Annotated in this window: 10 protein-coding genes; 5 read left to right on the top strand and 5 right to left on the bottom strand. The window is 67.4% G+C overall.

What is annotated here, in order from left to right:
• On the top strand, positions 1 to 1,882 hold a 1,882-nt coding region (locus tag DBR10_RS20390; protein ID WP_146187831.1), incomplete at its 5' end, for a DUF2339 domain-containing protein.
• On the opposite strand, the gene DBR10_RS09055 is transcribed toward DBR10_RS20390, so the two are convergent.
• Complete coding sequence (locus tag DBR10_RS09055; RefSeq protein WP_108505849.1) at positions 1,854 to 2,378, bottom strand: GNAT family N-acetyltransferase; 525 nt, start codon at positions 2,376 to 2,378, stop codon at positions 1,854 to 1,856. The two genes, DBR10_RS20390 and DBR10_RS09055, sit on opposite strands and share 29 nt — an antisense overlap.
• Positions 2,379 to 2,446: 68 nt before the next feature.
• Here DBR10_RS09055 and DBR10_RS09050 point away from each other — a divergent pair, with 68 nt between their 5' ends.
• A complete protein-coding gene (locus DBR10_RS09050) occupies positions 2,447 to 2,833 on the top strand; it encodes a nuclear transport factor 2 family protein (RefSeq protein ID WP_108505850.1) in 387 nt (128 codons plus the stop codon).
• Positions 2,834 to 2,964: 131 nt separating this feature from the next.
• Complete coding sequence (locus DBR10_RS09045) at positions 2,965 to 4,770, top strand: DUF885 domain-containing protein (RefSeq protein WP_442861112.1); 1,806 nt, start codon at positions 2,965 to 2,967, stop codon at positions 4,768 to 4,770.
• Positions 4,771 to 4,808: 38 nt separating this feature from the next.
• On the opposite strand, the gene DBR10_RS09040 is transcribed toward DBR10_RS09045, so the two are convergent.
• From DBR10_RS09040 to DBR10_RS09025, 4 genes are all read right to left on the bottom strand, one after another.
• Entirely contained in the window at positions 4,809 to 6,413 is a 1,605-nt protein-coding gene (locus DBR10_RS09040; protein WP_108505852.1) for an EAL domain-containing protein, read from the bottom strand.
• 141 nt (positions 6,414 to 6,554) lie between these two features.
• The gene (locus DBR10_RS09035; protein WP_108505853.1) at positions 6,555 to 7,442 is read right to left on the bottom strand and encodes a beta-1,6-N-acetylglucosaminyltransferase; all 888 of its coding nucleotides are present in this window, start codon (positions 7,440 to 7,442) and stop codon (positions 6,555 to 6,557) included.
• A 125-nt stretch (positions 7,443 to 7,567) separates the two neighbouring features.
• Positions 7,568 to 7,693: a hypothetical protein gene (locus DBR10_RS09030; protein WP_108505854.1), complete on the bottom strand. Its 126-nt coding sequence runs from the start codon at positions 7,691 to 7,693 to the stop codon at positions 7,568 to 7,570.
• Complete coding sequence (locus DBR10_RS09025; protein ID WP_108505855.1) at positions 7,690 to 7,890, bottom strand: hypothetical protein; 201 nt, start codon at positions 7,888 to 7,890, stop codon at positions 7,690 to 7,692. Before DBR10_RS09025 ends, DBR10_RS09030 begins: the two co-directional genes overlap by 4 nt.
• 266 nt (positions 7,891 to 8,156) lie before the next feature.
• Here DBR10_RS09025 and recA point away from each other — a divergent pair, with 266 nt between their 5' ends.
• Positions 8,157 to 9,224, top strand: a complete 1,068-nt coding sequence (gene recA / locus DBR10_RS09020; RefSeq protein WP_108505856.1) for a recombinase RecA — start codon at positions 8,157 to 8,159, stop codon at positions 9,222 to 9,224.
• A 263-nt stretch (positions 9,225 to 9,487) separates the two neighbouring features.
• The coding region (alaS, locus tag DBR10_RS09015) for an alanine--tRNA ligase (RefSeq protein WP_233243333.1) at positions 9,488 to 11,175 on the top strand (1,688 nt) is incomplete at its 3' end.

The raw sequence follows: 11,175 nt of genomic DNA, 5'->3' as shown, positions 1-11,175 counted from the left end.
CTTTGTGGCCCTGCACGCTGCCAGTCCGGTGGCCGTTGAGCCGGCGACCCAGGCCCTGGCCGCCCTGATCCTGGCCCTTGCGGCGGCAGGCCTCGGCTGGCGGGGCCTTGCCCCGGCGGCGGTGGCGGGCGGGCTGATGGCCCTGGCGGTCATGCTGCGCACCGGCTTCATCGGCGAGGCCCTGGCCGGCCGTCTGGCCCTGAGCAACCTGCTCGGCATTTCGGCCCTGACCTCGGCCCTGCTGTTTGTCGGCTCGCTGGCGCTCAAGCGTCGCGGCGAGGCGCAGCGCAACGAGCGCGAGGCGCTGTCGACGGCCGCGCTGCTGGTCCTGCTTCTGGGCCTGTTTACGGGCCTGCACATCGTGCTGGCCGGCAAGGCCTCGGCTTCGGGCCCGTTGTTCGAGGCGAGTTTGCGGACCCTGCTGATGCTCTCGGCCGGCCTGCTGCTGGTGGCCCGGCAAAGGGACGATGACGGGATCATCGCCCGCTGGCGCGCCGTGGCCGTGATCGGGGTCGGGATCCTGCATGGCCTGATCGGACCGGGACTGGTGCTGAACCCCTGGTGGGGCACCGGCGAGGCCCCGGCCGGCCTGCCGGTGTTCAACAGCCTGATCCTGGCCTTCCTGGCCCCGGCCCTGCTGCTGGCCGCGACCGTGCGCCGCCGGGCCCGTCCGGACGAGGCCTGGAGTCGGAGCTGGCTGGTGGCCGCCGTGGTCTTTGGCCTGCTCTGGATCCTGCTGGTCCTGCGCCACCTGTTCCATGGCGCGCAGATGGCCGGCGCACCGGTTGAGCGGGCGGAAGCCTGTGTCTACGCCGTGCTGGCCCTGCTGACGGCCTGGGCCCTGGGGGCGGATCGCGTCGGAACGGGCCGGGCCCAGGCCGCCTGGCTGCGCGCCGCCGCCCCGGCGGCCGGCGGGATCAGTCTGGCCGGTGGTGTTCTGGTCTTCGGCCTGCTGGCCAGCCCCTGGTGGGGTCTGTCGCAGACGGCCCTGCCGTCGGTGGGCAATGCCCTGCTGGTCTTTGGCCTGCACGCCCTGGCCGTGCTGCTGGCCCTGCGCCTGCGGCGGGGCGACACGCCGCTGGACCGCGCAGCCCTGACCGTGGCGGCCGGACTGGCCGTGGCCCTGCTGCTGCAACTGCTGCGCTGGGCGTTCCACGGCCTCGATCTGACGCAGGGCGGGATCGGCCGGGCCGAGGCCTGTGCCTATGCGATCCTTGGTCTGTTGACGGCCCGTGGCCTGCTGTCGTCGCGACTGGCCGCCTCACACCGGGGCGGCCGCTGGCTGCATCAGGCCGCGCCGGCTGCCGGCTGGATCGCGCTGGCGGGTGCTGCCCTAGTGTTCGGACGCTATGCCAGCCCGTGGTGGGGTCCGCTGGACCAGCCCCTGGCCTCGGTGCCGGCCGGGCTGCTGCTGTTCGGCCTCTACGGCCTCGGCGCGGCGACCGTGCTGGGCCTGCGCCGTGACGAGTCACCCTTCGGCCGCGCGGCGCTGGCGGTCTGTGTCGGCATCCTGTTTGCCCTGGTCAGCCTGCTGATCCGCTGGGCCTTCCATGGGGCGGACATGAGCGCGCCCGGTCGCGGCGGGGCACTTGAGACCTGGTCCTTCTCGGCGCTCTGGGCGGTATTTGGCCTGGCGGTTCTCAGCCTGGGTTCGGCCCGGCGCGACACGACCCTGCGCTGGGCGGGGCTTGCCGTGCTGCTGCTGACCGCGATCAAGGTCATGCTGTTCGATCTGGCGCGGCTGGAGGGCGTGATCCGGGCGGCCTCCTTCCTGGCGGTCGGGGCCCTGTTCCTCGTCGGGGCCCTGGCGGCGCGGCGGCTCAATGCCGGCAGCGGCGGGCGCAAGCCGGAGATCAGCGGCGGGTCCGCTCCAGAAGCCTGATCGGCGCGTCCTTGTAGGCTGTCTCGGTCACGACCCTGAAGTCCATCTTGCGGGCCAGGGCCAGCGAGGGGGCATTGGCCGGATCGATGATGCACGGCACGACGGGGGGCTGCAGGGTCTCGTCGATCCAGGCCAGGCCCGCCGCCACCGCTTCGGTGCCGAAGCCCTGACCGTGCGACCAGGTCGTCAGCACCCAGCCCATCTCCGGCAGGCCGGCGAGGGACGGCTGGATGTCGCGACGGAAATCGGCGAAGCCGACCTCGCCGACATAGCGACCGGTGGCGGTCTCGCGGACGGCCCAGTAGCCGTAGCCCAAGAGGCTCCAGAGGCCGCGCGCGCGCAGCAGCCGGGCCCAGCTTTCCTCTTCCGTACAGGGGCGGCCGCCGACGAAGCGGGTCACCACCGGGTCGGCCCACATGGCGGCGCTGTCGGGAAAGTCGCCGGGTACCGGCACGCTCAGGGTCAGGCGGGCGGTGGTCAGGGTAGGGGCGGTCATGGCGACTCGGGAAGCGGGCAGCGTAGAAGCGGAGGCTACACCGCCGCGATCCCCTTGCGAGACCCTCAATGACCGAGCCCGCCGACGCCATCGCCGCCCGTCGCAAGCTGACCAACAAGCTGATTGCCGGCAAGGTCGCCGCGCGTCTCACGCCGTTCTTTGACCCGCGGGTGACCCTGATCGCCGGCGACGGGTCGGTGCTGATGGGCGCGGCCGAGGTGATCGCCGCCTTCGACGCCCAGTTCCGCGATCCCGACTTCATCGCCTATGTGCGGACCGCCGAGTCGATCACGATCGACAGTGCCGGCCTGCGGGCGGCCGAGCAGGGGCGCTGGGTCGGCTCCTGGCGCGGCGCGCCGGAGCAGTCGGGCCCCTACATGGCCACCTGGCGCAAGGTCACCGGCCAGTGGGTGATCGAGAACGAGCTGTTCGTGACCCTGCAGCGTGGCGACTGACGGCTTCGGAAACAGCACCGTGCCGAACGACCGGATTAATAGAAATTAATTTACGCCGGTCCGGGCCAGGGCTTAGGCATTCGTCCAACAAAATGTTCCTTAGGGGTCTCGCCTTGCAAACTCGTCGCCAGATGCTGTTTTCCACCGTCGCCGCCGGCCTGGCCGTGACGGCGCCGTCGCTTGCTTTTGCCCGCGACGCCGCGACCGGCGAAGCCGCCAAGCTGAATGCCCTGTTCGATGAGGCCATGGCCAAGCTGCTGCGCCAGGCCCCGGAACTGGCCACGGGCCTGGGCCTGGACAACGGTGATCTGGCCTGGACCAAGGGCCTGCTGTCCGACCGCTCAGCCGAGGCGATCGCCGCCGGCGCGGCCCAGACCCGCGAACAGCTGGCCGCCCTGCGCGCCATCGACCGCAAGGCCCTCTCGGGCATGGACGCCATCAACTACGACACCGTCGAGTTCACCCTGGCGGTGCAGGACGAGGGCAGCAAGTTCACCTATGCCGGCGGCGGTTCGGGCGCGCCCTATGTGCTCAGCCAGCTGACGGGCTCCTACCAGTCGATGCCCGACTTCCTCGACACCCAGCACAGCATCGAGACCAAGGCCGATGCCGACGCCTATCTGCAGCGGATGGAGGGCTTCGCCCGGTTGATGGATCAGGAAACCATCATCGCCAAGCGCGACTATGCCGATGGCGTGATCCCGCCGGACTTCGTGATCGACAAGACCCTGATCCAGATGAAGGCCTTTGCCGACACCCCGACGGCAGAGGCACCGCTGATCAAGTCGATCGTTCGCCGTACCGGTGAGAAGAAGATCGAGGGCAACTGGGCGGGCGAGGCGACCAAGGTCTATCTGAACTCGGTCCTGCCGGCCCTGAAGCGCCAGATCGCCCTGCTGGAAAGCGTTCGGCCCAAGGCCACCCATGACGCCGGCGTCTGGCGCCTGAAGGACGGCGGCGACTACTATGCCGTCTCGTTGAAGAACTACACGACCGCGACCCTGACGCCCGACGAGATCCACCAGCTGGGCCTCGACATGGTGGCGCAGATCGAGGCCAAGGCCGACAAGCTGTTCAAGTCGATCGGCATGGCCAAGGGCACGGTCGGCGAGCGCATGGCCGAGCTAGGCAAGGACATCTACGAGAACACCGACGCGGCCAAGGAGCAGCTGATCGCGGACCTCAACGTCAAGGCCAAGTGGATCGAGAAGCAGCTGCCGGCCTATTTCGGCCAGCTGCCGAAGGCCCCGCTGGAAATCCGCCGCGTGCCCAAGGCCATCGAGGCCGGCGCGCCGGGCGGCTACTACAACTCGCCCTCGCTCGACGGCAAGCGCCCGGGGATCTACTGGATCAACCTGCGCGACACCAAGGAGCAGGCCAAGTACACCCTGACCACCCTGACGGTGCACGAAGGCGTCCCGGGCCACCACCTGCAGCTGTCGCTGTCGAACGAGGCCCAGGGCCTGCCGCTGATCCGCAAGGTGATCGGCTTCTCGGGCTATGCCGAGGGCTGGGCGCTCTATTCCGAGGAACTGGCCGTCGAGATGGGGATCTACAAGACCGATCCGCGCGGCCAGATCGGCATGCTGCATGATGCCCTGTTCCGGGCCGTGCGCCTGGTGGTCGACACCGGCATGCACCACAAGAAGTGGAGCCGCGAACAGGCCATCAAGTACATGGCCGAGACAATGGGCGACGAGGAGAGCGGCGCGACCACCGAGATCGAGCGCTATGTCGTGTGGCCGGGCCAGGCCTGCAGCTACATGATCGGCAAGATCGTCTGGCTGCGCGCCCGCGAAAAGGCCCGCAAGGCCCTGGGCAAGGCCTTCGACATCCGCAAGTTCCACGATGCGGGCCTGCTGTCGGGCATGACCCCGCTGACCGTGCTGGAGTCCGTGGTCGACAACTATATCGCCGCGACCAAGGCGGCGAAGTAAGCCGGCAGGCGACCCTCCTTCCCGATCGGGAAGGGGGGTCAGCCCCAGCTTTCGGTGGCTCCGGCCCGACGGGCCGCCGGCTTGATCAGGCCCGGCCGCAGCGCCGGCTGGGGCTGGTCTGAAGGACGTCCGAACAGCCAGCCCTGGGCGAAGTCGACGCCCGCCTTGCGGATGACGTCCTCGACCTCGACGGTTTCGACCATCTCGGCGACCGTGCGGATGTTGAGATCCCGGCACAGCTCGACCACCCGGCGCACCATGGCCCCGTCGCGGCCGTTGGCGGCCAGTTCACGCACATAGCGTCCATCGATCTTGACGATGTCGAGGTGCAGTTCCTGCAGGTAGGCGAACGAGGCCGAACCCGAACCGAAGTCGTCCAGACAGACCAGTGAGCCCATGGAACGCAGGCTCTGGATGTGCTGGTTGGCGCGCGGCAGGTCCTCAATGGCGGCGGTCTCGGTGATCTCGAAGATCAGCCGGCCGCGTGCGGTGCTGGCCTTGGCCAGGGTACGCGAGACGTGGTCGACAAAGGTCTCGTTGACGATGGTGCGTCCCGAGACATTGACGGCCAGCTTCAGCTCGCCGGTGCGGTCCTGGGTCAGGCGCTTGACCGCCTGTTCGACGATGGCGTGGTCCAGTTCCTCGATCAGGTCGAATTCCTCGGCCATGCGGATCAGGGCGAAGGGGCTGGCGCCGTCCTCGAAGCGAACGAGGGTTTCGTGGTGATGGGCCACCCCGGTCGCCAGGCTGACCACCGGCTGGTAGGCGAGGGTGAAGCGCCGCTGGCTGACCGCCACGCCGAGGGCTCCCGCCCGGGCCAGGGTGCGCTGCACTGAACGGGTCATGGCCTCCGAGAGGCTCATGGGCGGTGTATCCTTCAGGCCTTCGCGCAGGAAATCGTCCAGGGCATAGCGCAGGGCGCGCATGGCCCGCGTCGGTGCAATCCCGGTCTCGAGGGTAACGACATGGGCCGCAGCATTCAGCTCCATCACCTGGCTCAGGCGCCGGACGAGGCCCTCTGTGGTCTCGTCCTTGGTCTTGACGAGGGCGAAGCGGTCATTGGACAGGCGGGTGGCGACGGCTCCGCCGTGCGCTTCCGAGCGAACGGCGCCGGCGACCCGGGCGTCGAGGGCCTCGGCCTCGGCGGGGGCCAGGGCAGCCCGTATCGCGTCGAGTCCCGAAAGCTCGATCATGGCCAGTTCGAGTTCCTGGCCGGTGACGCGCGCCGCCTCGAACAGGCCCCGCGCAATGTCTTCAAAGGTTTCGCGGACCTGCAGCCCGTCCTGGCCCATGGGCTGACGGGTGGCCTGGGTATAGGTCACGGCGCAGGACACACGGCCGCCGTTTTCCGGCAGCGCCCGCATCACGACGCTGACATAGCGGCTTTCGGGGCTGGCCAGGCGGAGAATGACGGGACCACGCCGGACCCCGTCCTCGACGCAGGCCAGGATGGCATCCATCAAAGGCTGGTCTTCGGCGGCGAAGAGGTCGCGCCACATCCTGCCGGTCAGGTCCGTTTCGCTCTGCCCGACGATCCTCTGCGCCGCGCCCAGGGCCAGCCCGATCTTGCCGTTGCGGATCTCCACCAGCAGATCGGCGCTGGCAAAGGCCAGGCCCAGAAGGCGGCGCGGATCAATGGACAAGGCGAGAGTTCCCCTAATGTACGGGAACCCTCGCACATGGGTCTTAAAGAGCCCTTTCATGAGGCGGAACAACGCTATGCCAAGCGGGTTTTGCGGGCCCTGCAGCGAAGGGTTGATCCGCGTTGTCGCTTCGCCAAAGGGTTAGACAGCCAGCAGGATCTCGCGCTGCACGGTCGGCTCCGGGGCATTGGCGGCGTCCTGGGCCCGCAGGTGCGCCTCGAGGATATCGAGAATGTCTCCGTCGACGGACTGGTCGAATTTGCGGGCGAACAGGGCCTCGCTGGCCGTCAGGGCGGCTGCGTCGCCGAGCGCGAAGGTCCGCGGGCGCAGCTTGATGTCGCCGTCGGGCACCCAGTCGATCATCCGCTTGTCGTCATTGACGATGTCGCCGTGCACGGCCGTATTCATCATGACCGTCTGGAAGAAGCCTTCATCGGCAATGAAGGTGTTGCGGTAGAAGGCCTTGTAACGCTCAACAGCGGGATCGCCGGTGACGAAGGCGCAGAAGGCCCGGGTGACCATCATCCACTGATTGCCGATATAGGGCCGCGCGCCTGACAGGAATGAGCGCGTCAGGCCGGAATTGATGATCCGGTCGTGGCGTTCGACCACATGCTCGCGAACCCGGTTCAGGGTGTCAGGGCGCACGAGGGCCTGGTCCATCACCCGGATGAACTCCTGCCCGGCGTGCTGGATCAGAAACGCCTTGATGCGCTTCTGACTCATCAGCGGGAAGTCCTGGCCGGACAGGTTGATGAAGACCTTCCAGTCCGCCCCCATGTCCAGAAGCGCCTCCATGCCGCGGAGCTCGGCATCGACCAGGCTGTAGCCGCCCCAGATGGCCTTGCGGCTCTCGATAACCGCCGCATTGGGATAGGGCGCGAGAAAGCTCCGGATCTCGGCCTCAAGGGCCGGGCCGGCGTTCTTGTCGACATGGACCACATAGTAGTTCGCGGGATCATGAAGGACCCGGAACAGCCGCTTGAACTGGTCCGGATAGCGATGAACGAGAATGAGATAGGCAATCACGCTGTCACTCCTGTTGGGGGCTCTGGGACAGGGGCGAGCCCGCCGTCGCGACACGGTCGCGACGGGGAGAGAGGGGTCGGGCAGGGCACCGGCTCACGGACGGACCGGGACTGCGCTCGGGATGCTCAGGTCTTGGTGCCGCGCAAGGCGTCCGGATCTATGGGACGGGGCCGGGTGGGCTGGCTCCCGGTGGAGCGGGAATCGTTCAGACCCTTCGGGCCCGAGGGGCGCGTGCCGGGATAGGTCTTCATGCCCGAGCCCCCGGCGCGTCGCCGGCAACGGGGATCGGGATGGCGACGAGCGCCTGGCGCAGGACGCCGGTCGTCCGCGGATCAAGCCGGGCGCGGGTAGTCCCGGACTTGGACGGCGTTCCGAGCATTTTGAACAGGGGGGAGAGCAACAGGGCGCTCAGGGCGCACAGGACGGACAGCTCGAAGAGCCACAGCATGGGAAAGAATGTCTCGAAGGCGGGCCAAGCCGGAACGGATCACCGCGTGCCCCGCGGCTCGTTCTCGACGGCCATACAGGGATATGGGGAGGCTAGGCCCCGATTATCAGGGGCGGGCGAAGATTTGTTCGGGCGGCGTTCCGGAAAAGAACATCTTGCGAACATGGAACAAAGCATGTACATTTTGATCATTCCACAGGCGGATGAGCGCGGCGGGCGCGAACCTCCGGTCCATGGATTGGAATCATGGAATAAGGGCGGATCAGATGAGCAATCAGGCGGCTTTGAAACTCGTGGGCAAAGAAGACGGCGACAAGCAGCGCGCGCTCGAAGCGGCGCTGGCGCAAATCGACCGGGCGTTCGGCAAGGGCTCGGTGATGAAGCTGGGCGAAAAGGGCAAGGTCGAGATCGAGTCTGTCTCCACCGGCTCGCTCGGCCTCGACATTGCGCTGGGCATCGGCGGTCTGCCCAAGGGACGGGTCATCGAGATCTATGGCCCGGAAAGCTCGGGCAAGACCACCCTGGCCCTGCACGTCGTGGCCGAGGTCCAGAAGGCCGGCGGTACCGCCGCCTTCGTCGACGCCGAGCACGCGCTTGATCCGGGCTATGCGTTCAAGCTGGGGGTCAATCTCGACAACCTGCTGGTCTCGCAGCCGGACAACGGTGAGCAGGCGCTGGAGATCACCGATACGCTGGTGCGTTCGGGGGCTGTGGACATTGTCGTGATCGACTCGGTTGCGGCCCTGACGCCGAAGGCGGAAATCGAAGGCGAGATGGGCGACAGCCTGCCCGGTCTTCAGGCCCGTCTGATGAGCCAGGCCCTGCGCAAGCTGACGGCCTCGATCAACAAGGCCAACACCATCGTCATCTTCATCAACCAGATCCGTCACAAGATCGGTGTGATGTACGGCAGCCCGGAAACCACCACCGGCGGCAATGCGCTGAAGTTCTACGCCTCGGTGCGTCTGGACATCCGTCGCACCGGCTCGGTCAAGGTGCGTGACGAGATCATCGGCAACAATGTCCGCGTCAAGGTCGTCAAGAACAAGGTCGCCCCGCCGTTCCGCGAGGTCGAGTTCGACATCATGTACGGCGAAGGCATCTCCAAGCTCGGCGAGATCATCGACCTGGGTGTGAAGGCCGGGATCATCGACAAGGCCGGCTCCTGGTTCTCCTATAACAGCCAGCGCATCGGCCAGGGGCGTGACAACGCCCGCGAGTTCCTCAAGGCCAACAAGGATCTCTGCAACGAGATCGAGGCCGCGGTTCGCAAGTCTTCCCAGAAGATCGAGGAAGAGCTGCTGGTCGGCGGTCCTGAGGACGGCGACGAATAGGATTCGGGCCGCTCCCGACGGAGCGCTCGAACGGTTTCGCGACCTTCGCCTGCCGGCGGCGTCACCCCGCCTCTTATGACGCCAAAGGCACTCCCCCGCCGCAAAGGCCGCGATCCCCCGGACGCCTGGACCCCATGCCAGGCGTCCGATTTCGTTTGTACGGCAGGCGGGGCAAGGACTTGGTTTCCACTCGACCGAAAACCGCGCTATGCAGCGCCAACCTCCGGTTCGCCGGACCTGCCTCGAAGATCCTTGAGACGCCCATGCCCAGCCTGAACGAGATCCGCGGAACCTTCCTCGACTATTTCGGCAAGGCCGACCACGCGATCACGCCCTCGGCCCCCCTGGTGCCGCAGAACGATCCGACCCTGCTGTTCGTCAATGCCGGCATGGTGCCCTTCAAGAACGCCTTCACCGGGACCGAGACCCCGGCCCATCCGCGCGCGGTCAGCTCCCAGAAGTGCGTGCGCGCCGGTGGCAAGCACAACGACCTCGACAATGTCGGCTACACGGCCCGGCACCACACCTTCTTCGAGATGCTGGGCAACTTCTCGTTCGGCGACTATTTCAAGGAACAGGCGATCACCCACGCCTGGACCCTGCTGACCCGCGACTTTGCCCTGCCCAAGGACAAGCTGCTGGTCACCGTCTATCACACCGACGATGAGGCGGCTGATCTCTGGAAGAAGATCGCCGGCCTGACCGATGACCGGATCATCCGCATCCCGACCAGCGACAATTTCTGGTCGATGGGCGACACCGGCCCCTGCGGTCCCTGCTCGGAAATCTTCTTTGACCACGGGGCTCATATCCCGGGTGGCCCTCCCGGCAGCCCGGACGAGGACGGTGACCGGTTCATCGAGATCTGGAATCTCGTGTTCATGCAGTTCGAGCAGATGGCCGGCGGCGAGCGTGTCTCACTGCCCAAGCCCTCGATCGATACCGGCATGGGTCTGGAGCGCATTGCCGCCGTCCTGCAGGGCGTACACGACAACTATGACATCGACGTCTTCAAGGCGCTGATTGCCGCCAGTGTCGACCTTACCGGCGTCAAGGCCGAGGGCGCGCAAGCTCCGTCGCACCGGGTCATTGCCGACCACCTGCGCTCGTCGTCCTTCCTGCTGGCCGACGGCGTGACCCCCTCGAACGAGGGCCGGGGCTATGTGCTGCGCCGGATCATGCGCCGGGCCATGCGCCACGCCTATCTGCTGGGCGCGCAGGAGCCCCTGATGCACCGCCTGGCTCCGACCCTGGTTGCCGAAATGGGCCAGGCCTACCCGGAACTGCGTCGGGCCGAGGCCTCGATCGTCGAAACCCTGCGCCAGGAAGAAGAGCGCTTCCGTGTCACGCTCGGCCGCGGCATGGGCCTGCTGGACGACGCCACGGCCAACCTGTCGGCCGGCGGCGTGCTGGACGGCGAAGTGGCCTTCAAGCTCTACGACACCTACGGCTTCCCGCTGGACCTGACCCAGGATGCGGTGCGCGCCAAGGGGATCACGGTCGATACGGCCGGCTTCGATGTGGCCATGGACAAGCAGCGCCAGATGGCCCGTGCCAACTGGTCGGGCTCGGGCCAGCAGGGCGCAGCGGCGGCCTGGTTCGGCATCAAGGAAGCCCGTGGCGCGACGGCCTTTGTCGGCTATGAGACCACTGAGACGACCGGAACGGTCCAGGCCCTCCTGGTCGACGGGGTCGAGGTTAATGCCGCTGAGGCCGGTCAGACGGTCGAGGTCCTGCTGGACCGGACCAGCTTCTATGCCGAAGGCGGCGGCCAGGCCGGCGATACCGGCGTGATCGAGGCTGCCGGGGTCGAAAGCCGCGTGATCGATACCCAGAAGCAGGCCGGGGAACTGCATGTTCACCGCGTCGAACTGGCCGGGCCGCTCGCTGTCGGAGACAGCGTCGTGGCGTCGGTGGATGCGGCGCGTCGCACGACGACCCGCGCCAACCA

Source organism: Caulobacter sp. HMWF025, assembly GCF_003060965.1.
GTDB lineage: Bacteria > Pseudomonadota > Alphaproteobacteria > Caulobacterales > Caulobacteraceae > Caulobacter.
Note: the sequence above shows the minus strand (reverse complement) of the source record. Positions and strands in the feature narration are given on the sequence as shown.

Bases quoted from the DNA above. Each gene is read 5' to 3' on its own strand.
- DBR10_RS09045 (WP_442861112.1), top strand. From the start codon at position 2,965: ATGCTGTTTTCCACCGTCGCCGCCGGCCTGGCCGTGACGGCGCCGTCG.
- DBR10_RS09030 (WP_108505854.1), bottom strand. From the start codon at position 7,693: ATGAAGACCTATCCCGGCACGCGCCCCTCGGGCCCGAAGGGTCTGAAC.
- DBR10_RS09050 (WP_108505850.1), top strand. From the start codon at position 2,447: ATGACCGAGCCCGCCGACGCCATCGCCGCCCGTCGCAAGCTGACCAAC.
- recA (WP_108505856.1), top strand. From the start codon at position 8,157: ATGAGCAATCAGGCGGCTTTGAAACTCGTGGGCAAAGAAGACGGCGAC.
- DBR10_RS09055 (WP_108505849.1), bottom strand. From the start codon at position 2,378: ATGACCGCCCCTACCCTGACCACCGCCCGCCTGACCCTGAGCGTGCCG.
- DBR10_RS09025 (WP_108505855.1), bottom strand. From the start codon at position 7,890: ATGCTGTGGCTCTTCGAGCTGTCCGTCCTGTGCGCCCTGAGCGCCCTG.